Below are 23,646 nucleotides of genomic sequence, written 5' to 3'. Positions count from 1 at the left end.
TTTGAGACCTAATCTTAGGTGGAACCTACCTAGGTTACTCGGCCCAATAGTAACAACAAAGAGCGATTGATGAATGAGCTTTGCACGGACTCTTTACGTAGAATTTATCGTTCCTTTACTTTATATAATGTAATTAGTCCGGATGGGGCTGTTTTCACTGTTACTAGATATAGGCTACTTCGTGTAGTATGTGCTTGAACTTTGCTGTTTCTTTAAGTACGGCTGGGTAATATTAAGGAAACTTGTTGAGTAGGCGCTTTGTCTAGTAAGTCGTTCTCCCATGGTCTATGCAGCTGCGTCCGATGTATGTTCTGTGTACTAAGGTATCGAAAATTACCTACGCATTCTTTGCCGCTTTCGGCAATGTAGTGTGATCTTTTGTGTCAGGTTGAAAGTTGTTACTGTTCCTGCCGATTGATATTTAACGCCAAAATCGCGAACCCAATTGCGGTAACAACACTGGGCAGGATAACTGTTTCCTTAAGAGATAATCGATGCCTGAACAACAAGCATAGGCTAATGGTTCTGGGTATCAATGTGTGATTGGCCAGGGTAAGGCCCCCGGCAATGAATGGGGGGTGAGAACCGTGTCTCCATTAATGTGCAGTGCCTTTTCTGCATAGTCACTGTCGGGCAGGCATGCCATCACCAATAGCCAGGTAAACCACGCATGTTGTTGCTTTGATTGTTGTTGTTTTGATTGTTGTTGTTGTCTTTAGGCTCTTGGGTGAGGGCGTATGCGTCAACGGTGGCCAGGCTATGGCCCACAAAAGAAGACAGGGTTGAGCGTAGATATCAGGATATGGGGAGATAATATCTGTTGTTTGTGGTATAGACAAAATTATTGCCGCACCATGGCGATGGGATGGACGGCAAATTATATCAATGACTTGGCGATATCAATGCAAGCGGCCAGGGAGGCCTCCGTTTTAACTGCTTGGGCATCTAGATGGGTGCGGGTAGTGCGATGGCCGCTGTGGCGCAGGGCCTCGATTAGCCGATCCCTCGGTGGAATATCCATGTGCCCTCGGCGCCCGAGTTCTGGCAGGGGATAGTAATAGGGGGGCATGGGGGCTTCGTCTAAAAGCGTTTGCAGGAGAGTTTGAATGGGTTTTGGCCATTGCCATTGGTGGGCCAGATCTGCCATCTGGGTGATGTAGTGCGCAGCGTGGAGCGGGCCTAGCCACATCGGTCCACTAACGACAGGGGCGCTTCCACAGGCTGCGCAGCTTAGCTGCCCCAGCTGTCGCCAGTTGGCGGTGCGGAACTGGCCGCAGCCGTAGCAATAGGCTAAAAAACCATAGTTTTCGTTTTGCCAGGGCTGTTTAACCACCCTCACCATGGCTCGATGGATGTAGCCATTGAAAATGGAGAACACTGGCTCAATGGCAAATCCACGGGCTGCGGCTTGCTGGGCCGCGCTGCCGATTAGCAGGCGCAACCCCTGTTCATGCACCGCGGGATGGCTGCGGGCACAGGCTCCATAGATTTGTACGCTTTTTTCTGGGGCGTGGCCGCTTGTAGTACGTCCATCGGTGCTGGTTAGGTAGAGCAGGCCGCCCAGCTTTATGGCCCAAAGGGCGGTGGTGATAAATGGGGTGGGGCTACCAAAGCTATCAATGTCGATGAGGTCGTAATAGTCTTTGTGTTGGGCGCAGCTAAAAAATAGCTGGTTCGCCTCCTGGTGGCTAATGCGATAGGTGTTGGGGGCCATGGCCTGGGCCAAATTTTGCTGGACCAGGGGGCGGAGGTCCGGGTTGCCTTCATTGGCCCAGACCCAGTCGGCACCTGATTCTAGGTGATAGCGTAGTGCCCTAACGCCACAGCCGGTCATGGCGTCGATTATCCTGAGCTGTCCGTTGGTTTGGCGATAGATGGCGGCGGCCAGGATGGCTAAATCGCGACCAATTTTGCTGGCAGGTCGGTAAAAGGCCTGGGCGATCGCAAACTGAGCTTTCCCTTCCTGTATAGGTGCATGGGTTTCCTCCGCACTCACCCCGGTACAACGGCCTGAATGGCTTCCTTGAGTTGTTCTAGATTCAGGTTGGTGATGATGAACACTTCTTGAATAGACTTGCCTTGGCGCGCAATTAGCTTAAACCCGCCGCGAATGGGCACCGAAATTTTGAGTCGAAACTTTGGTGCATGGGAGCGCCCCCGGCTAATCACCGCTGGGGTCAGCGTTTTAATGTGGGGGTGGGCCGAGAGTTTGTGCAGAATCGCAATTAGGCCAGGGATATGGGTGGAATGGTTGAGCACCACGCGACCACGGGCATCTTTGGGCTTAGGGGCCATCGCTATGCCTGCTCCAGGGGTGCCATGGTCAATCCGGCGCGAATTAGCTGGCTATGGTACAGCTCAGCCTGCTCTAAGGGGCCGACCCAAACCGTTGCCTGGCCTTCGTAGTGCACCTGATTGGTCAGTTTCCACGCCCGATCTGGGGTCATGTGGGGAATGTATGTCACCAGGGTTTCTGCGACATGCTGAAACGTATTGAAATCATCGTTGAGCACAATGATTTTGTAGTTGGGGTAGGGCTGGCGAGTGGTTTGATTCGCCTTTTCTTTCACCACGGTGGGTGATGCTGTTGCTCGAATGGCTGAATTTAAAATTTCTGCCTTCATAGGTATGACGTTGCAAGAGTAACGACTATTGCGATCGCGAAACACCTGAGGACACGATCCTGAATACTTTATATACAGTAACAAAGTGCCCTTAAAGCATAATGCTTGGGCAGACCCTTGATGGATTGCCATCGTTGTCTCATCGTCGTCTCATCGTTGTCTCGGCCAAGAATGTATAAAGCAAAGGGACTTTGACGATAAGGGTTAGTTAAGAACGTTGCCCCCTTAGCACAAAACCAGTTGATAAGTCGTCACCCTGTTGGGTGCTATGGTCGCTAAAGATTTGTATTCTAAATAGTCAACTAGGACACAGTGCCTTGGTCTATTTAGACACAACGTCTATTCAGACACGATGTCACCCAGGCAACATGTCTTCCAGGCAAAATATCTCTTAGACACAATCACTTGCATCTCTACAATATTCACCATCAGTAAACGAGTAAAGGAACAAGGTATGAAGAACTGGCGCTGGTTACAAGGAATTGGCCTGGGCCTACTTATGGCGGGGGGTGCAACCGCCATTCAAGCGGCGGAGCCATTGCCAACACCACTGCAGCCCCTACGTTTGAGCCAAAGCTATACCGATCTGGTGGCGGTGTCTTTGTTCCAGCACTATGCCGCAGGGTATCCGGCCCCCATCCTCACCGACGGCCTTTCCTCGCGCCAGATTGATTCGGTCCACATTACCTTTGTGCGGCGCTTGATGAATGAAGCCGGGGAAGAGGGCTCGGTGGTGGGCTATAAAGTGGCCCTGTCCAACTCCAAAGCCCAGGCGCAGCTGGGTGTGAACCATCCCCTCTATGGGTTCTTGCTAGAAAATATGCTGCTGGAAAGTGGCGACTCGTTGCCCCTTGAGTTCGGCAGCCGTCCCCATGCTGAGGGGGACCTGATGGTGCGGGTAGGCGGCCCAGATATTAACGAAGCCGAGACAGATCTGGAGCTGCTAGCAGCCTTGGATGCGGTTATTCCCTTTTTAGAGCTACCAGACTTGATCTACGCAGAAAATGCCAATATTAATGCTGGCGCCCTGGTGGCCGTGAATGTGGGGGCTCGATATGGCGTGGTCGGTGAACCGGTGGAGTTGGCCGCTGATGTTGCAGGTATGGAGCAGTTGGCCAATATTCGGGTGGTCCTAAACAACGACAAGGGCCAGTTTTTGGCAGAGGGCACCAGTGAAGCGTTGCTCGGGCATCCCATCAATGCGGTGCGGTGGCTGCGGGATACCCTCAATAGCCAAGGGGTGGAGTTAAAACCAGGGGATTTGCTTTCTTTGGGCTCTGTGACGTCTTTGGTTTCTTTAGACGAGGCGGATATTGAAGGCATAGAGGCGCGATATTTTGGCCTCGATTCTGAAGAAGGGTCCGTGGACCTGGAAGTTGCCTTCGAAATTCCTGAGTAAGACGGCTAGGTGGTAACTCCCACAGGTCATCTCCAGTTCGGCGTTTAGAACATGCTGCGAAAAGGGTAAAGCCCTGCAGAATGTTCATTAGATCAAGAGGGGTGCGGGGCGGAAATCCCTGAGCGCCCCTTTTTGCTATGTGCCGATGCTTAACCTGCCAAGCCGTGTATTTTATTGTTGGCAGTTGTTTGGATGTATAAAAAACAACATCTCTTCTGAGGAATTTACAGATATTCTAAGAGGGTTTTGAGCGCAAAAAATAAGCGCTGTAAATCTATGGAATCTATATTCATCAAGCTAAAAGCCCCTTAGGTTAGTTGGTGCATATCCAATTTTATTGTTATTTTTTTAGGCAGTTTTTTGATTGGTCTTGTAAAAAATAACCGAAACCAGTACTGATGCCTCTGTAGTGTTCAGGTAAGAAAAGTTAAACGCCATCAAGATTTTTCGTAGTATTGCTGATTCACACTATGATCTTGGCGCAGACCTTTGCCCGGATGGCAAAGTGCATCATTTTCGACATCAGCAGCTATTTCTACGTTCAATTATGGTCACTCTTAGGTTGTCAGAGAGAAAAAATCGTCATGTCTATTCGTTCGCGTTTTATCCAGGCTGTTCTTGCTAGTTTGATGGTGGCAGCGGCGGGTCCTAGCTACGCCCTAGAGTTTCCCCAAACCCGCGATCGCGGTGCCCCGGCCCGGGGACCATCCTTGGCCACCCGGGGTGAAACCTGCCTGGATCCTCAACAGAAGCCTTCATTGACCTCAATTTTGCCCCACAATGCGATCTCCACAGCATTTGGTGCAGATGCCGATATTCCCCTATCCCTGTGGTTCTATATTCCTGAAACCGGGGCCGTCAACGCCGAACTCACCGTGGTAGACGAAGTGGGGGAGGACGTTTACCAAGAAATCGTGACGCTACCCGACACCCCAGGTACGATTCAATTGCAACTGCCCCGCTACCAAAGCGATGGGGTGACGCCTATTTTTGCCGCTGGCAACCTGTACTATTGGGACCTGGCGCTGGTTTGCGATCCTAGAGATCGCAGTGACGATGTCTTAATTGGTGGGGGCATTCAGCGGTTGGATGCGAGCCCAGCACTACTAGCCGAGCTAGAGGCCGCCGCCGATGATGCCTTAGCCCAGGCCGAACTCTACGCCGCCGCCGGTGCCTGGCAAGAAACCCTGACCTTGGCTGCATCCCTCCGCTCCACCAATCCTGACCCATGGACCCAGCTGTTATCCTCGGTGGATTTAGACGCAGTCGCAGCGCAACCCATTGTGGGTCAGGAGGCCGCCGTGGTCGATGTCGCTCCTCCCGCCGTGCCGATGGCGGTGCCCAGCAGCGACGTCGACCATGGCACCAGTAATTTAGAACAGCTGCTTGACGGCATTCGATAATCGACAACGGCTGCTCGAGAGTCTCACCTAGTGCTGAAGCATGAATCTTAAACGTCTTTGGTGGCAATGGCGCGGTATTGTTGTTGCCGCCCCGACGATGACCATTATAATTATTCTGTTGCGCGCCCTGGGGCTGTTGCAACCTTTAGAATGGCTCACCTATGATCGCTACCTGCAGTGGCGTCCAGAAACGCCCGATACTCGTGTGGCCATTGTGGGTATCGATGAAGAAGATATTCGCCAGATGGGCCAGGCCATCATTCCAGATGCGGTCTACGCTGAGGTGATTTCAAAATTGTCGAGCCAGCAGCCCAGGGCCATTGGCCTCGACATTATTCGCGACGTGCCGGTGGAACCGGGCCACGCTGAGCTAGAAGAGGTGTTTCGCAATACGCCGAACCTCATCGGGATGCGGACCATTTTGGGGGACAGTGCCGATCGAGACTTAATTGATCCGGCCCCGGTGCTAGCGGAGTTGGGCCAGGTGGGCATCAACGATGGCATTGTGGATAACGACAACACAATTCGTCGCGGTCTGTTGATGGTGACCACCCCGGAAGGTGTCCAGGCCCCGAGCTTTGCCCTATATTTGGCCCTGCTGTACCTAGATGCTGAGGGGATTGGTCCCCAGCCGGTGGGCATCGACGACTGGTGGCAGTTGAACGGGGCTGTTTTTCGCCCCTTTAACAAAAACGACGGGGGCTATATTCGGGCTGATGCCGAGGGCTATCAAACCCTGATTAACTATCGGGGGGGCAGCGAACTTTTTGAAACCGTGCCCCTACGGGCGGTGCTAAATGACGAGCTACCGGAGGACTGGGCCAAGGATCGGGTGATTTTTATTGGCTCCGTGGCGGAAAGTCTCAAGGACCGTTTCTTTGTGCCCCACAGTAGCAAGATGCTGGCCCTGCCGAAGTCCATGGCTGGGGTGGAAATTCACGCGAATCTCACCAGCCAAATAATTAGTGCCGCTTTGGATGGTCGGGCGCTGATTCGCACCTTGTCAGAACCGGTGGAAATTCTCTGGATTTTTCTGTGGTCTCTATTTGGGGCAACAATTACCTGGATGCAGCGCAATCCGGCTAAGGATACGCTATGGCGCCAGGTTATTTTTCTCGTTGCCCTTGGCTGTGCTTTGGTGGCAGGCACCTATGGATTGTTGTTGTTGGGCTGGTGGGTGCCCATGGTTCCTCCCTTGATGGCCCTGACGGGGGCTGCCGCTGGGGTGAATACCTACCTGGCCCATAGTGCTAGCCAAATTCGGCGCACTTTTAGTCGCTATTTGAGCGATCAGGTTGTTGCTAATTTGTTGGACAATCCTGAAAATCTTAAGCTGGGGGGAGAGACGCGCAAAATTACCATCCTCACCTCCGATCTGCGGGGCTTTACCGCTCTTTCGGAACAGTTGCCGCCGGAGCAGGTGGTGCAAATTCTCAATTTGTACCTGGGCTATATGTCCGATGTGATCAATGAATATGGAGGCATCATTGATGAGTTTATGGGGGATGGCATCCTAGTGATTTTTGGTGCTCCCACCATCCGGGTCAATGATAATCATCCTGACCGGGCCGTGGCCTGTGCGATCGCAATGCAACAAGCCATGGTAGACGTGAATGTTGCCATGCGAGAAAAAGGATTTCCCGAACAAGAAATGGGGATTGGCATCAATACCGGCAGTGTGATTGTCGGCAACATTGGCTCAGAAAAGCGCACCAAGTATAGCGTCATTGGTAGTGCCGTCAATCTCGCCTTCCGCATCGAGTCCTATACGACCGGCGGCCAAATCTTTATTTCCGAAGATACCCACGAAGAAATTGGCACCATCAATCACCATCGTCTGGCCATCCAAAGCAAAGTGGAGGTCTATCCCAAAGGCATTAAACGTCCCATTACGATCTACGACGTCACCGGCATTCGGGGCGATCAATTCAAACTGTTTCTGACCCCAGAAGATTTACCGCTAAAACCCGTACATCAGACGATCTCCGTTGAATATGTAGCCCTAGAAGGAAAGCAGGTAGGGGCCCAACACTGTGGTGGCAGTTTGCAAAAACTCTCACCCAAAACGGCCCTGTTAAATATTCAAGGAGATGAACCCCTTAACTTACTCACCAACATTAAGCTACTCATTCAAACACAGTCAGCCCCCGAAGAAGTCCGCGAAACCGACATCTATGCCAAAGTGCAACAGCAAGGGCCAACAGCCAAAGAGTATGTGATTGCGTTTACGGCCCGTTCCATGGCCGTGATTAACTGGCTCAATCAGCAGATCACAGACCAATAGGGGCGTCCTTAGCCCAACCCCTTCAACACACCCAATGCTTCCTCAACGTGTTTCTTCGGGTTGAACTGCGAATTAAACATATGCTTCACAGTGCCTGTTTTATCAATCACATAGGTGACCCGACCTGGCAACAACCCCAGGGTTGCAGGCACCCCATAGGCCTTACGTACCGCTGACCCAGCATCGCTCACCAGCGTAAACGGCAAACTATACTTGCTTGCAAACGCTTGGTGAGAATCCGGTGAATCGCTGCTAATGCCGATCACCTCAGCGCCCAGCTCCTGAAAATCCTGGAAACTATCGCGAAATGTGCAGGATTCCGTGGTGCATCCTGGGGTGTCATCCTTGGGATAAAAGTAAAGCACGACGGCCTTTTGCCCCTGAAAACTCGATAGCGTTACCGAGTCTCCAGCCTGAGACTGCAGGGTAAAATCCGGAGCCTTGTCACCCACTTTGATTGCCATCGATTGTGTTCCTTTCCTTAAAACTAGATACCCTGTACTGCTGAGTCTTGATGAGCCGAATGACGTCATCCTAGATGAGTCCATTGCGGGCCGCCTCGTAAATCAGCAGCGACATTGCTAACATTTATTAAGCATACTCTGTCAGTAGAAAAAATGTCTTTCTAGCCGATGTACCCACCGACCTCAACCTGTTCATGCGCATTTTGCTCTGGTTTCGCAATGACCTTCGCCTCCACGACCACGAACCGCTGCATCGTACCCTAGAGCAGAAAGCCGAGGTGATTCCGGTCTATTGTTTTGATCCGCGTCAGTTTGGCCAAACCCGCTTTGGCTTTCCGAAGACCGGGACCTATCGGGCTCAGTTTTTGCTAGAAAGCGTAGCGGATCTGCGGGCCTCGCTACGGGATAAAGGGGCTGACCTGGTGGTGCGCCACGGTAAGCCGGAGGAAGAAGTGGCTGCGATCGCAAAAGCCCTACAGGTAGATGCCGTGTACTGGCACGAAGAAATCACCAGCGAAGAACTCGCAGTGGATGCCGCCCTCGAACAGCAGCTAGCCCAGCTAAAAATTAGCTACGAGATCTACTGGGGGACCACCCTCTACCATCCCGACGATTTACCCTTCGACGTCTCCCAGCTCCCCAAGGTATTTACCTCCTTTCGCAAGAAAGTCGAAAAAAGCAGCTCGGTCTATCCAGCATTTCCCTCACCCAATCAACTGCCGCCCCTACCCAAGGTGGACCTTGGCGAGCTGCCCAGCCTGGATGACCTCGGTCTAGAACCCAAAGTCCCAGACCCACGGGGTGTGCTGTCCTTCAACGGAGGAGAAACCGAAGCCCTGCAGCGGCTGCAGCACTACTTTTGGGATGTGGACAAACTACGGGTGTATAAACAAAACCGCAACGGTATGCTCGGGGCCAACTATTCCTCCAAATTCTCTCCCTGGCTAGCCCTCGGCTGCATCTCTCCCCGCAAAATCTACGAAGAAGTCGGTGCCTACGAACAACAGCGCGTCAAGAACGATTCCACCTACTGGCTAGTGTTCGAGCTCCTGTGGCGAGACTTTTTTCGGTTTATTTGTGCCAAACATGGCGATACGGTGTTTTACCCGTCCGGATTGCGGGGGCTGAAGGTGGCCTGGAAAGAAGACTGGCAACGATTTGAGCTGTGGACCCGTGGCGAGACCGGCTACCCGTTGGTGGATGCCAACATGCGAGAGCTAGCGGCAACCGGGTTTATGTCCAACCGGGGACGACAGAATGTGGCCAGCTTTTTAACCAAAAATTTGGGCATCGACTGGCGCATGGGGGCAGAGTGGTTCGAGTCGCTGCTGATTGACTACGATGTGTGCAGCAACTGGGGAAACTGGAACTACACAGCGGGCGTCGGCAATGATGCACGAGGGTTTCGGTATTTTAATATTCCCAAGCAGTCGAAGGACTATGACCCCGATGGAGACTATGTAAAACACTGGCTACCAGAATTGCAAAAGCTGCCCCGGCGCAAGATCCATAGCCCCTGGAAGCTGGATAAAGAAGAACAGAAACGGTGCAATGTGACCCTGGGTGTGGACTATCCCAACCCGGTGGTGGATTTACAAAAATCGGTGCAGACCAACGAGGCAATCTACAACGCAGCAGTGCAGATTCGGTAATGCTGGGAGGCACGGCCCACCCTCGACCCTTTTGATGAATGACTTATTCCTCGTATGCCGTCGCATAGGTGGCAACACAAACAATTTCAAACGTAGCATGGCTGTTGCAGGCACTGCCCGTAAAGCGATACTCAGATCGCAGCAGTGCCTCACGGTGGCCACGGCTCGGCACATTGTCGTCAATTAACAATTGGATAATGTGCCATTCCGCCGAAGAGAAAGGACCAAAGCTAATATTTTCACCGATGCGATTCCCAGCAGGAATCGTGCCATAGCGATTCACCCGATCCAGCGGTGCGCTACCGTCGCTGCCATAATGGCCAACGTTACCATTGCCCAAGTCGTTGGCGTGGTCCGCTGCCCCCTGGCTAAGTCCGGTGGAATAGCTAAGCAGTGGGAGAGAATCGGTATTCTCGAGGGCTACAATCGCTTCATCCAGGGCGGCGACCCCTTCAACAGTTTGCAAAATAGGCTGTCCCGGTAGTTTTACCAGGTTGCCGTCATAGTAGGGGCGCAGTGCCCGTAGTTTTTCTGCATACCGGGCCGGGTTGCGTCGCAGGGTGTTGGTCTCGGCAATAAAGTCTGCTGCCAGGGTGGATAGATGCTCTGTTGCGCTGCTAGTGGGGGTTGCTTTACTGGCGACTGGTTCAGGGGCAGCGTTGTCGGTGTAGTGGGTGGCGAAGCTGGTAATGCAGAGGGTGAGCCTGCCGCTGGGGATGCAGCCGATGCCGATGTGGTGCAGGTCGGGGGCCAAAAGGGTTTGCTGATAGCTGCGACTGCTATTGCCATCGTCCAGAACCAGGGCGGCGACGATGGCGGCTGGGTCGTTGAGACCTTCGCTAATGAGTTCTTTGAGGCGACCTTCGTAGGTGCCGTAGCGTTGGATGCGGTCTTCGGCGGTGCTGCCGTCGCTGCCCCGGAGGCTAAAGCGACCGGATAGGTGCAGGTCCTGGGCATGGTCTGTGGCGGCTTGGGAAAGTCCCTGGCTGGTGGTTAGGGGGGCTAGGGGTGCGGTGTTACGCAATGTGCGGATGGCGTTATCCAGGGCGGTGGTACCTTCTTGGGTTTGGAGGGGGCGTTGTCCGGGCCAGTAGAGGGCGGTGCCGATGTAGTAGCTGCGGGTGGTTTGGAGCCAGTCGGCATAGGCGGCTGGGTTTTGGCGCAGGCGGTTGATTTCGTTCAGGATATCGGGGGTGGAAACAGTTGCGCTGCGGGCGATTTGTTCAGTATTGATTGGTTGCGCGCTAAGTGGGCTAATAGTCAATGAAAATAGCAATGGTAGCAGTGTTGTACTGGCGGCATAGTGCTTGAAGCCCATAGAAGAGTTGCCCATAGTTTGTATTACAGGGATAACTTTTCTAATGAGATACTGACTTTCAAAGATATACCGAATCTCGAATGAAGCTTTAATGAGTAAAAAACTCCGTTCGTAAGTATGACTTATTCAATGGCTGTCAGCAGCTGTCTTAGTCAGAGAAGTCCGCATGATTTTCAGACCAAGGACATAGTAGATTTGTCAATCTCACTAGCATCGCCAAAGTAGCTTGTTATAAATTATATAATGTAGGATTGTGCAATCAAAGCACTCTATGTTGTGTGCTTTTTGTCTGAATTCAGCCTGATTTTTGCAATTAATCTACTTTGAGTAATGCCCCAACGACTGAAGACAATTTTTTTACTTAATTACAGAGGTTTAGCTCTTAGTGTTTTCAGTGCATTATTTTTGGCTTCTGGCAGCTACGCACAACCAAATTCGACGCCGGGGACAACCTCTTCATCGGTCAGTCAAGCTGTTCAACAGTCTCAACCTTCCACGGATATAGTTTTCGATTGGTTTAAGGAAAATTGGATAGCAATACTTCCAATACTTACGCTATCTGGGGTAAGTATTGCTTATCTTTCCATTTTGTGGAAACGTCCACTCTGGTTATTGCATTTACCTGCCCAGTTTTCAATTCCGAGTACGCAAATCACTCTAACCCCAGACATAGTACTGTGGCTTAAATATCGTCCCAAGGTACTTGATGCCTGGGTAGATGTTCGAATTGAACAAGCTCTAACAGAGTTTGAATCCCGTACAACGGTTGAGGAGCGACTGATACATATTTCATTGCCTGTGTCAGTTGACCGAAAAACTAATCCTCAGCTAACGGCAGAGGATTTACAAACATTTTGTAAAAGACAGCTCTTTCGGTTGGTAATTGTAGGTGAGGGAGGTATAGGCAAAACAAGCTTAGCTTGCCAAATTGCGAAGTGGTCAATGGCGGAAGTTCAGGAAGAGCGAATATGCGCTCATCGCATGATTCCTGTACTTATCGAAGAAGAACTAGACGGTACGCTGTTAGATGCAATTACTCTACAGATTAGGAATCTAAGAAATGACGAAAAGCCTGTATCAGAAGAACTCTTAAACCAGTTACTTGAGAAGCGTAGAGTTTTGGTGATTGTTGATCACTTATCTGAGATGAGTGAGAAGACACGCAAAGCAGTAAGGTACAAAGATCCTAAATCTCCAGTTAATGCCCTAATTGTCACATCGCGGCTAGAGGATATTTTAGGGCGTGAAGTTACTCAAACAACAATTAAACCTCAGCGTGTTTCAGGTAAGCAGTTGTCTATTTTTATGGACGACTACTTGAAAGCTAAGGACCAACGCGAATTATTTGAAGATGAAGATTACTTTGATGCTTTGCGTCGTTTATCACAACTTGTCACTGAAGAGAAAGAAATAACTGTTTTGTTGGCTAGACTGTACGCAGACCAAATGATATCTGTCGTACAAGATCAATTTATTAATGATCTTCCTACTAATATTACGGATTTGATTTTAAGCTATCTAAATGAGTTAAATCGAAACGTTCAAGATGGCAGACTTGATGATACAAAGGTTCAGCAGAATGCAAAAGTGACTGCATGGGAGTGCTTGAAAAATACTTTAAAACCGGAAACAGCAAATCGAGAACAAGTCATAGAAAAACTTTTGCTATTGAAGGGCGATAATAATTTTGCTCAAGAACAAGCTAAGAATGCTTTAGATTATTTAGAAAAGCCACTTTCTCTGATTAGAACTATTTCGCCCGCAAAGACTCGGATTCGTTTTACTCTCGATCCATTAGCAGAGTATTTGGCAGCGTTACACTTAGTTGAGCGGTTGCGTGATAACGAGAACGATTGGCAAGCCTTTTTTCAAGAGATTTATGCTAAGTCTAACTCATTGGAAGAAATCCAAGGTTTTTTGTTAGCGCTTCGAAACTGTTGTGAAGCGGAAAGTGGTTCCAGTTTCAGAGTGCCTGAAAGTATCATTCAGCGATTGGAGCAACTGGCAGGTCTTGATCCTGAAGTATTAGCTACAGAAAGACTCAGGCGTCGAATCCGTAGATTGATGTCTGATCTTTCTGTAGCAGAACCAGAGGATAGACAGCGAGCAGCTAGAGAAATTGGCAAAATTGGAGCTGATGCAAAAGACGCTCTGACGGCTTTAATCAAAACCGCGCAAGACTTAGATGGGGATGTACGAGCAAGTGCAATTCAATCTATTGGTAAATTAGGGCAATCTTCTGAACTGGTTGTACACACTCTGATGCAAGCATCTGAGGATACTGAACCGCATGTGCGTGCCCAAGCTGTTTCAGCACTAGTGGAATTGAGCGTTGTATCTAACTCAACGCAAATGCGATTCTTAGAGCTTTTGGGAGATGCCGACATTAAAGTTCAAACCATTGCCATTTTGGGCCTAGAGGCTGCAGGTAAAGCTGATGAAGCCACGCTTAAGGGCTTGCGGCAGATGCTTGAAAGTAGTTCATCAAGTATTTGTCTGCAGGCAGCAAAAACCTTGATGAGTTTAGAACAATCAGATCGCTTAATTATCCAGGCAATTATTAATCAACTGGATGATGAGGACTATCGAGTTCGTATCCATGCTGCTGAGCTAATTGGTGAATTAGACAGCGGTTCTGACTTATTGGACAGCCTTGAAACTGTACTAGAAAAACTTGAGTATTTGTTAAATGATAGAGCACCTGGAGTTCGCACTAGTGCGGCAAAAGCATTGATAAAACTTGATCAAGAGTCAGAGTTCTCAATTAAGGGATTACTTGCATTACTAAAGGATACAAACGCTAATGTACGCTCAGATGCCGCACAAAAATTAGGTATCTTAAATAATGGTTCTAGAGAGGTAGTCGAAGAATTAGAGGGGCTATTAAACGATAAAGACTATCAGGTTAGAGCCAGCGCAGCTGAAGCATTGGGTAAGCTTGATCGCTCATTGCCTAGTGTATTAGAGAAGCTGACGTTATTGCTGGATGATAAATATCCAGAGGTTCAGTCTAGTGCGGCTGAAGCATTGGGTAACCTCGGGAACTCGGCTAAGTACATCATTGAGAGACTCCTCAGCTTACTTAAAAACAAAAATCAAGATGTGCAGATTAGTGCTATCTGTGCATTAGGCAAGCTTCATAATATTGCTCCCCTGATACTACAGAGCCTTACAGAGTTTCTCGATGATGCGAATCCTAATATTCGTTTTCAAGCTGCTAGTGCTCTCCTCAAGCTTGAGCAAACCTCATCAAAAGTAGTGGATGTTCTGTGTGAACAGTTATTAAATGGGACTGCAGATAATCGGTTACAAGCATCTGAGTTATTAGGAGCAGAGAATGTTTTATCAGGTCAATTGATTCTTGTTTTTCTAGAAGCCATTCAAGATAAAGATATTAGAATTCAATCACAATCAGCATATGCGCTAGCGGAATTAAAGTGTGGATCTGCTTCTTTGATAAACACGTTAATTCAGCTTTTGAAAAGCGAGGATTTTAAGATTGTAGAAAAGTCTATTCAAGCTTTAGGTAAACTAGGAAGTTTAGCAAAAGACTGTTCTGGTGAACTTTTATACTTTTTAGATACGAATCTATCAGAGTTTAATGAAGAAGAAGTTGAAAACTTGAGGTATGAAGCACGAGAAGCTTTGATTGAGATTGGTAGTGTGTCTGAGGGAATAATTCATAAACTATTTGAGTTGTTTTCTGGCAAGGATGAAGATCTCCGACGTGACGCATCAAAAATTTTGGAGAGCATTCTGGAACAATCAGACATAGCTTTAAATAAAATCTTAAAGCTCCTGGAAAATTCAAGTTTTGAGCTAGTTAAAGATGCGTCGAATATAATTGATTCTTTTTCTTTTAATTCTATGGCTCCTAGGATTAAAAGAAAATTAGAAGATTTTTTAGTGCCTTTAATGCTGAGCCGAAAAGACATTATTACAACTAGTATTTCTACATATTTTTTAGTTAAGTTCGAGCTTGTGAGCGATCTGGTTATTTCAGAGATTTCAGGATTCATTGAAGATGGAGACTATGGTTTGCCGACACAAATCTTAGAGTATCTAAATGAATCTGGTGATTCAGAGCTAGAAGATTCCTTAGATGTTATTGTTGCAGCTATTGCGCATTTGCTAAGGGAAAATGATGAGTCAAAAAGTCAATTAGAATATATATTCCGAGCAATAACAAGGGAGGCTTATTTAATTCTTGAGAAGAGAATATTTAAGTTATTTAAAAGTGAAAATCTTTGGATTCAAGAATCAGTATCTCTAATATTACTCAGTAATGCTATTCCTATTGATAAATCTAAAATCTTAGAAATTGTCCCTTCGATTATTGAAGTTTTCTCAGATATAAAAAAAATAACTGAATCTAATCTATTTCAGGATTTAGCGAAAAAGGAAGAATTGAAAGAGGCTATATTATCAATCAGAAAAACTCAAGATAAAGAACTTCAGGTAAAATGTATAAAACTACTATTAGAATTAGATACGCTTTTTGAAGAGCGCGCAGTTACGGAATTAACGCCCCTTCTAGAAGAAGATTATATAGTTCGTGTAGAAGTATTTTCAATATTGCAAAATTTATACAATAGTTCGGGAAGAGTCTTACCTTTATTAGGTAGCTTACTAAAGGAATTAACTGACAAATATACGCAAAGGTATACTTATTTTACGAGTCAAAAAGTGAAATATATTTATATGCTTTTGGAATGTTTGAATGAGTTGAATTACTCTTTTTCTGAGTTGGAAAAGCAAAATCTTAGTTATATTCTAGTTAAAATTTTCGATAGAACGGTAGGGTTTGGCATTCCTTCTTATGGAGAATATAGAAATTATTTTGAGTGTATGAATTGGCTAAAAGTAGTCACAAAAAATAATCTTTCATCAGAATTAATAGTTCAAAGAACTCTAAGGCTTACAGAGACCTCAGTAAATACTTCATTGCGATGTCAAGCTATAGATGCTTTAGGTGAAATTGCTAGAGGATTTGAGCAAGTTTTCACTAAATTATTGTTTTTGATATCTTATGAAGATGATCATGTCAGACATCGTATAATTAGAACAATAGGAAATCTGTATATTGATTCTGATATTGTTCTAAATAATTGTTTAAGTCTTTCAACCGATAAAGATCCTTATGTGAGATACTTTGGAGTCTCTTCTATAGGTCGCTTTGGAAAGAAGCCAAAGAAAATCTTGACCGGTCTTGAGATTTTATTAAGTGATGAGGATATTCATGTTCGCCTAATCTCAGCTCAAACTTTACTGAGATCGAGTGTATTGAATAGGACAGTTATTAATACCCTTATAGAATTGATATGTGATGAAGATAATAATAATTTTGTTCGAACTCATGCAATTCGTCAACTTTGTGGTTCTAAAGAGATTGGCATTCACTATAAGGCTAAACTCTGCTCTTTGCTGAGTGATAAAGAAATATCAGTCCGTCTTCAAGCAGCTCAATCACTTCTCGAATTAGGCATAACAGAAAAAAAAGTTGTAAACACACTCTTAAATATAAGCCTTACTAAAAATGAAGAAATTATTTCAGAACGTACTCAGGCGATTAAAGCAATAGGATCTTTAGAGGAGCTAGAAAATGTAGAATTTGAAACTCTTCTGCCGTTGTTAGATGCTGAAGATGTGTCTATACGTATTGAAGTAGCTAAAGTACTGCTTCCCAAAAAGCAATATCAAGAACTTGCTATCAACACACTATTGTCAGTAGTAAATGATGTTGATTTAGACAGTCGTTACGATGCTATCGAGGCTTTGGGAGAATTACAATCTGCCTCTAATAAAGTATCTAGTAACCTGATTGAGGTTCTCAATGATTCTGATATCTATATTCGCGTAGTTGCTACAGAGACGTTGATTGCTTTAAATAAAGTAAGTCAGCCTGTAATTGATGTTTTAGCTTCTCTGCTGAAGCATGAGACGTCTTGGATACGTCGTTCAGCAATAGATTCTATTGGAAAATTAAAAGACACACCCAACGAAGAAATCTTGGTCATATTAAAATCATATTGTTTAGAAGATGACTGGCATCATGAGTCCCTTGAGAGCTTATATCAGTTAAGTGTTCATTCAGATATTGTGGAACTAGATCTGAAATCAATTCTAAATACTGATAATGCTGATATACAAAGAGATTTTATTCGGATATTAGAAAATTATCTAGAAGAAGGAAAAATTAAAGAGACTTGGATAAGTCAACTCATTCCTGTTGCTTATGGAACTGATGAGGATTGTCGGCGTGACGCAATTTCAGCTCTATACGAAGCTACTAAGACATCAGACTTTGCCAGTCAACAGTTTGTATCTTTACTGAAGAGCAATAATATCTCGGTCATACAAACTGTCTGTGAAACCTTGTATGATTTAAAGGAGCGGCCTCCAGAATCTTTATTAAAAACCTTCAGAAGACTAATTGCTGATGACAATTTATTGGTCAGCTCTATTTCTGCATATTTTTTAGTTTTATTTGGAGTTGATGCTCCTGTCGCTAATCTTCTAAAAAGGTACCTGATTGAAGAAAACTATGAAGTACCTGAGCAGGTTTTGATTCTACAGGAAAACCTACAGAATGGTTTAGATTTTATTATTGCTGCTGTGGCAGATTTGATGGAAAATGATGATGCGACTATTAGAGAATCCACTCTAAAAATTTTAGAGTCCATAGAAACATCACTGCCTCCTTTAATTGGGAGAATGTTTGGGATTCTTGAAGAAGATGAATCCTATCTTGTTGATGATATTCGCAAAATACTAATTGCACTAAAAGTCGAACCTACTGCCTTTTTAGAAAAGAAAGTAAACTTAATTGCACTTGATACGTCTGAAGAAAGCGTGAATTATAATGCTATCTCTACGTTAGGTGAATTTAGCAGATTGTCTGATTTAGCTGCAAATAGTCTATATTCGGCTATGGAAAAGGCTTATGACAAGACCCTTTCCTTGTCAATTGAAGGAAGTTTTGAAGAGGCTGAAGAATATTTTAGTTTGGCAGGTGAATATTTCCAGGCATTAATTGAAGATCATACGAGTGGTACAGAATTTATATCTAAAAAATTTCATCTGCTTTTAGATAATCAGAATCTTTTAATCCAAGGTATTGCTGCTTATGGATTATTGAAAATGGATGCTAATTTAGACTCAATAGTTGAAAAACTACGGTTGTTTATTGCCCGGCAGTTCTATGATCTTCCTCTCCAATTCCCTGATGGGTCTGGAATAGTGGATGCACTAGATCTTATCTTGATAGGCTTAGGTCGATTGTTAGATGAAGAAAACCTTGGATTGAATCTGGGTAATAAGGTAAGAGAAATATTCACTCTCTTGCCAGATCTTGTTGAACAAACTGTGCCAAGGCTTCAAGGTTTACTCGCTAGCGAAGAACGATCTATTTATAGATCGTATAAATCTTCAACTAATATTTTAGTTCAAATAGATTTATCTATTCCGTCTGAGCAAATTGTAAATCTTTTAATTCCTTTGCTTAAAGATGAATCGTCTGAAAAACGTGTCTTTATTGTAGGAGCTTTAGAGCAGCTAAATTATGTTTCTGAAACAGTAGTACATGAGCTATCGGAACTCCTATGGGATGAGGATCAGGCTGTTCGCGATAAAGCTATTAATGCCATTACAACCCTCAAAGGTGTTTCAAAGGTTGAGGCAATGCTAATTTAACCTTTTATTAGCCATACCCTATTTTCAAATAGCTATAAAATAAGCTCCTGTTGGTTGCTGGTAAACAAATGTACCAAGGCTCTGCCGACTCGCCAAAACATCTGCTGGAAGTCATTTTTCGGCAAATTCAATCCAGTTCCGATCAGCGCATTCCCTTCGCCACCTACATGGATCTGGCCCTCTACCACCCGGACCACGGCTACTACACCACCAAAGCCTCCGTCCTCGGTCCCGATGGCGACTTCATTACCTCCCCCCACCTGGGCCACGACTTCGGCCAGCTCCTCGCCGTCCAGTTTGCCGAAATGTGGGATATCCTCCACCAGCCCCAACCGTTTCATATTGTCGAAATGGGGGCAGGCCAGGGCCTAATCGCCGCCGATGTCCTTGCCTATTTGCAGCAGCACCATCCCCACTGCTACGCCGCTCTAGACTACATCATCATCGAAAAATCCCCCGCCCTGCGCGCTCAGCAACAACAACGTCTCACCCACCCAAATATCACCTGGACTACCCTAGAAACACCCTCCCCCATCACCGGCTGTTTCTTCTCCAATGAACTGTTGGACGCATTCCCCGTCCACATCGTCGAAAAAAACAACAACCAGCTCCAAGAAATTTACGTCACCGCCGAGAACAAGACCCTCACAGAAACCCTCGGTCCCCTCTCCACCGAAAAGCTATCCCAATACTTTGAGCAGGTAGGTATTGATCTCCTATCGGACACCTACCCCGACGGCTACCGCACCGAGGTTAACCTCGCAGCCCTCGACTGGCTTCAAACAGTCACCCATCGCATTGATCGCGGTTTTCTCCTCACCATTGACTATGGCCATACCGCCCAGCGGTACTACAGTCCCGCCCGCCACCAGGGTACCCTCAAGTGCTACCATCAGCACCGCCACCACAACGATCCCTACATCAACATCGGCCAGCAGGACCTCACCGCCCACATCGATTTTACCGCCTTAGAAAACCATGGAGAAAGTCTAGGTTTAACCAACCTAGGCTTTACCCAGCAGGGGCTATTTTTAATGGCCCTGGGCTTGGGCGATCGCATCGCCACCCTCACCCAATCCATCACCCCCGGTCCCGACGGTTTCAACCAACTGATCCAACGTCGCCAAGCCCTGCATCAGCTCATGGATATGAGCCCCATGGGTCTAGGCACCTTCGGCGTTTTAGTCCAGGGCAAAGGCCTACTAACAAAAGTCTCCCTAAAAGGCCTAACCGTCCCCCCATTAACCTTGTAGGACGTGTCCCTAGGGGATGGTGGATTATGCAGCTTGCCCATAGTGTTTGTTACCTGGAAAATCTCTTTACCTGGAGACCGAATTTTGTAAATATTGGGTCACATGGTCCGGCACCCCAATTCCCTTCGCTAATTGCGGGTCCCCAATCGGTTCCCCCGCCTGCACCCGCAGTGGAATCACTCCCGCCCAATGGGGCAAATCATAATCCGCCGCATCATCCACTGGCGGACCGGTGCGAATCTTGGCCGAGGCCTCCTCAATGGGCAACGCCAACACCGTCGTTCCTTGCAATTCCTGTTCATTGGGCTCCCGCGTTGCCGCCCAACGCCCCGCCATCACATGCTCTGTAAACGCATACAGTGCCCGTAGTTTCTCCTCGCGTTCGCTCACTAGCTCAGCCTTGCCAAACACCACCACCGAGCGATAGTTCATGGAGTGGTGCATGGCTGATCGCGCCAGTACTAACCCATCCAATAACGTCACCGTGACGCACACATCGATGCCTTGTTGCAGCGATTTCAGCATGCGGCTAGCGGGAGACCCGTGGATAAATAGCCGATTCTCTATGCGACCATAGGCCGTGGGAATCACAAAGGGTTGCCCCTCGACCACAAACCCCACATGGCAGATCAGTCCGGCATCTAAAATGGAACACACTGTGGTGAGATCATAGTTGCCCCGCTTAGGGACTCGCTTTACCTGGGTGCGCGCTGTTTTCATGGATGTGTTGAATTGAAAAAGTTTGCTGTCTGAAAAAGTCTTTCGCGGGTGCCCCTTGGACAATCATTGGAAAGATAACAGAGCTGATAACGTTACTGTAGCGATCGCAATTGGCCTTTGCCTAGAGCCAATTTATAATCAACCTACCAGTCCAATTTTTAGCCCAATTTTGGTATGCCCCCATGGAATTGGCCTTAACCATTGATGCCGCCTTGCCTGACCCGCTACATCACCAGGTCTATGCCCAACTGCGACAGGCAATTCTCTCGGGGCGGCTGTCGCCCGGTCAGCGGATTCCGGCATCTAGAGCCTTAGCCAAATCTCTTGGGCTGTCGCGTACCACGGTGACCCAGGGCTACGATCAGCTCATCGACGAAGGGTATTTGCACACGCAGCCTGGTGCCGGCACCTATGTGTGTAAACTTCCCCCACGCTTATTAGAAGCAGATAGTCCCGAGCCTCCCCAACCCGTATCCAGACATATTGCCCTATCCACCTATGGTCAACAGGTAGATAAATCCCCTGGCAGACCGCCAAGATCGGCCTATGACATTAGCTTTCGCTACGGTCAGCCCGCCCTGGACTTGTTCCCCAAAGAACTATGGCGAAAACTGTTATCTAAGCACTGTCGAGCCAGCTCCCATTGGCTGGGCTATGAAGAACAAGCCTACGGTCATCAGCCATTGCGACAGGCCGTTGCCAGCTACCTGCAACAGTCTCGTGCGGTGCGGTGTACCCCCGATCAAGTCATCATTACCAATGGCAGCCAGCAGGCGTTGAGCTTAATTACGCGTCTGCTCGTTAACCCTGGTGACACCATTGCCACGGAAGAACCAGGCTATCGGGGGGCGGCCCAGATTTTTAAGGCGAACGGTGCCCATCTCCTGCCGATATCGGTAGATCGCGATGGGCTCATGGTAGATAAACTGATGCACCATCACCAGATGCCACGGCTGGTCTATGTGACACCGTCCCACCAATTTCCCACCGGGGCACTGCTTTCTCTGCCTCGGCGGTTGGCGCTGTTGCAATGGGCCCATCAAAACAATGTGCTGATTGTAGAAGACGACTACGACAGTGAATATCGCTATGGCGGTCGTCCGATTCCGTCGTTGCAGGGGTTAGATTCCCATGGCTCGGTTTTATATGTGGGCACCTTCTCGAAGGTGATGTTTCCCAGTATTCGTTTGGGATATTTAGTGTTGCCCCAGTCGCTGGTGGATGTGTTTGGTAAGGCGAAGTGGCTAGCGGATCGACAGCCCCCGAAGCTAACCCAATATGCTTTGACGGAATTTATTACGGCTGGGCATTTGGACCGACACCTGCGCAAAATGCGACTGTGTTATGAACAGCGACGGCGTGTTTTAGTTGAAGCCCTGCATCAGCACTTTGGCGAGGCCGTGGAAATCTTTGGGGACAGTGCGGGATTACACATTATGGCGAAGTTGCCACTGCAACTCAGTGATACTGAGGCGGTGGCTAGGGCTGCCTCTGTGGGGGTGGAAATATGTAGCGCTCAGATTCAATATGAAGTGCCCTGCTGCCACGGAGACTATGTTTTTGGCTATACGAATATTACGGAAGAGCAAATAAAAACAGGGATTGCTCTAATTGCACAAGCGTTTCAGCCCTAGGGGGGCAAGCCTAAGATGTATGTGGATGTAATCATCAGGGCTGTTCCCCAAGTTTTGGCAAAATAGCGTTTCTAAAAACACTTTTCTGAAAGATAAATCATTAATAAGTTTTTTGTTGGGACTAATACTCCCTCGACAAAATATCTACTATGTAAGAGACAGCTAACATTTGAGGACAACGCTTTGGATCTGACACTGCTTGCCCTACTCATCATCAGCATGGTTCTGTTTTGGTTGCATATGCCCTATGCGGTATTGACCCTCGTGACCATCATTGCCCTAGCTACTCTAGTAACGCGTCTATCTTGGTCTGTAATCAGTGCGTTTGAGTCGGTTGAGGTTGACTAGGCTGGTTTGAACTAAAGGTTTGATTTTAATTTAACGTTGACTTTCATTGACGATGCCCTTCATTCTGTGAGGGGCATCGTTTTTGTGGATGGTTTTTCCCAGTAGCCCAGGGGGCTATGCCCAATATCTCTGGGCGGTTCGTAAATTGCGGGTGCGCCAATAGAGAATGCTGGCCAGGGTGACCTGTTTTAGCAGCCAATACACCACGGCCAAAATTATAAATGTCCCAAACATCACTGCGAGGGGCCACTTAGACAATAATAATGCCAGGGTATTTCCCATAACGGCCAAGGGGCTAGTGACTAAATCCCAACTGTTAAATCGTAGAAAACGACCTAAATAAATACCTAGGGCTGTGAGGCCATGGAGTGTGAGTTCCGCCGGTAGTACCCAGCGGCATTTTCCCTCCCGACTTAGGTAACGACCTAAATTCACTAGCGAAAGCGTATAGGTGGCCACACCAAAGCCGATAAAGAGAAAATATTGGGGAATTAAAATTAGTGCGATCGCCCATACCGATGTGCCCATCCGAATATCTTTGACCAGGTGAATAATATCGGTCAGCACATAGGGGGCATTGGGGAGAAAGGCAACAAACAGAGTAAATCCGATCCACCAAGGCCAGTGACGTCTATGGCTACCCCGGCCTCGAAATAACCAAAAACTTAAAATCAATGGAATCAGGGCTAAAAAGCTATTCCACACCATGAAAGGTAAATTGCCATGGGCCGTGTCTAAGCCATGGAGTAGCCATGTTGTCATGTGGGATGGCATAGATTGATTAGGGTTGCTGCGCGATGACCTTGAGATACACAGCGGCCAGGGGCTATTCCTGATCTAGCAGCTTGAGGGTGA

At 47.4% G+C, this 23,646-nt stretch carries 14 protein-coding genes; 7 read left to right on the top strand and 7 right to left on the bottom strand.

Annotated features, from left to right (window positions below):
* Positions 1–877: 877 nt before the first annotated feature.
* The 3 genes from IXB28_RS13125 to clpS are packed head-to-tail and all read right to left on the bottom strand — an operon-like array spanning position 878 to position 2,624.
* Positions 878–1,996 carry a class I SAM-dependent methyltransferase gene (locus IXB28_RS13125; protein WP_326521038.1) on the bottom strand — a complete coding sequence of 373 codons (1,119 nt, stop codon included), beginning with the start codon at positions 1,994–1,996 and terminating at the stop codon, positions 878–880.
* Positions 1,993–2,295: a DUF2103 domain-containing protein gene (locus IXB28_RS13120; protein WP_215619041.1), complete on the bottom strand. Its 303-nt coding sequence runs from the start codon at positions 2,293–2,295 to the stop codon at positions 1,993–1,995. Before IXB28_RS13120 ends, IXB28_RS13125 begins: the two co-directional genes overlap by 4 nt.
* Positions 2,296–2,297: 2 nt before the next feature.
* On the bottom strand, positions 2,298–2,624 hold the full coding sequence (gene clpS / locus IXB28_RS13115) for an ATP-dependent Clp protease adapter ClpS (protein WP_215619040.1): 327 nt from the start codon (positions 2,622–2,624) through the stop codon (positions 2,298–2,300).
* A gap of 454 nt (positions 2,625–3,078) precedes the next feature.
* Here clpS and IXB28_RS13110 point away from each other — a divergent pair, with 454 nt between their 5' ends.
* From IXB28_RS13110 to IXB28_RS13100, 3 genes are all read left to right on the top strand, one after another.
* Positions 3,079–4,023, top strand: a complete 945-nt coding sequence (locus IXB28_RS13110; RefSeq protein WP_215619039.1) for a 2-keto-4-pentenoate hydratase — start codon at positions 3,079–3,081, stop codon at positions 4,021–4,023.
* A 584-nt stretch (positions 4,024–4,607) separates the two neighbouring features.
* Positions 4,608–5,426, top strand: coding sequence for a DUF928 domain-containing protein (locus tag IXB28_RS13105; RefSeq protein ID WP_215619038.1), 819 nt, complete (start codon positions 4,608–4,610; stop codon positions 5,424–5,426).
* Positions 5,427–5,466: 40 nt separating this feature from the next.
* Positions 5,467–7,710: a CHASE2 domain-containing protein gene (locus IXB28_RS13100; protein ID WP_215619037.1), complete on the top strand. Its 2,244-nt coding sequence runs from the start codon at positions 5,467–5,469 to the stop codon at positions 7,708–7,710.
* An 8-nt stretch (positions 7,711–7,718) separates the two neighbouring features.
* Here IXB28_RS13100 and IXB28_RS13095 read toward each other — a convergent pair whose 3' ends face one another.
* The gene (locus IXB28_RS13095) at positions 7,719–8,174 is read right to left on the bottom strand and encodes a peroxiredoxin (RefSeq protein WP_215619036.1); all 456 of its coding nucleotides are present in this window, start codon (positions 8,172–8,174) and stop codon (positions 7,719–7,721) included.
* Positions 8,175–8,368: 194 nt separating this feature from the next.
* Between IXB28_RS13095 and IXB28_RS13090 the strand changes: the two genes are divergently transcribed.
* Positions 8,369–9,826 carry a DASH family cryptochrome gene (locus IXB28_RS13090; protein WP_215619035.1) on the top strand — a complete coding sequence of 486 codons (1,458 nt, stop codon included), beginning with the start codon at positions 8,369–8,371 and terminating at the stop codon, positions 9,824–9,826.
* Positions 9,827–9,869: 43 nt separating this feature from the next.
* Here the strand turns inward: IXB28_RS13090 and IXB28_RS13085 are convergent, their stop codons facing one another.
* The gene (locus IXB28_RS13085) at positions 9,870–11,159 is read right to left on the bottom strand and encodes a CAP domain-containing protein (protein ID WP_215619034.1); all 1,290 of its coding nucleotides are present in this window, start codon (positions 11,157–11,159) and stop codon (positions 9,870–9,872) included.
* A gap of 315 nt (positions 11,160–11,474) precedes the next feature.
* Here IXB28_RS13085 and IXB28_RS13080 point away from each other — a divergent pair, with 315 nt between their 5' ends.
* The gene (locus IXB28_RS13080; protein WP_215619033.1) at positions 11,475–18,836 is read left to right on the top strand and encodes a HEAT repeat domain-containing protein; all 7,362 of its coding nucleotides are present in this window, start codon (positions 11,475–11,477) and stop codon (positions 18,834–18,836) included.
* 68 nt (positions 18,837–18,904) lie between these two features.
* Positions 18,905–20,089 carry a class I SAM-dependent methyltransferase gene (locus IXB28_RS13075; RefSeq protein ID WP_246559769.1) on the top strand — a complete coding sequence of 395 codons (1,185 nt, stop codon included), beginning with the start codon at positions 18,905–18,907 and terminating at the stop codon, positions 20,087–20,089.
* 66 nt (positions 20,090–20,155) lie between these two features.
* Here IXB28_RS13075 and IXB28_RS13070 read toward each other — a convergent pair whose 3' ends face one another.
* Complete coding sequence (locus IXB28_RS13070; protein WP_215619032.1) at positions 20,156–20,809, bottom strand: pyridoxamine 5'-phosphate oxidase family protein; 654 nt, start codon at positions 20,807–20,809, stop codon at positions 20,156–20,158.
* Between the two features lie 182 nt (positions 20,810–20,991).
* Here IXB28_RS13070 and pdxR point away from each other — a divergent pair, with 182 nt between their 5' ends.
* Positions 20,992–22,443: a MocR-like pyridoxine biosynthesis transcription factor PdxR gene (gene pdxR / locus IXB28_RS13065; RefSeq protein ID WP_215619031.1), complete on the top strand. Its 1,452-nt coding sequence runs from the start codon at positions 20,992–20,994 to the stop codon at positions 22,441–22,443.
* Between the two features lie 462 nt (positions 22,444–22,905).
* Here pdxR and IXB28_RS13060 read toward each other — a convergent pair whose 3' ends face one another.
* Positions 22,906–23,553, bottom strand: coding sequence for a DUF1361 domain-containing protein (locus tag IXB28_RS13060; RefSeq protein WP_215619030.1), 648 nt, complete (start codon positions 23,551–23,553; stop codon positions 22,906–22,908).
* Positions 23,554–23,646: the final 93 nt, after the last annotated feature.

The organism is Leptothoe kymatousa TAU-MAC 1615, assembly GCF_018739865.1.
Taxonomy (GTDB): domain Bacteria; phylum Cyanobacteriota; class Cyanobacteriia; order Phormidesmidales; family Phormidesmidaceae; genus Leptothoe; species Leptothoe kymatousa.
The sequence above is the reverse complement of the archived record's forward strand: the minus strand, read 5'-3'. Positions and strand labels throughout refer to the sequence as shown.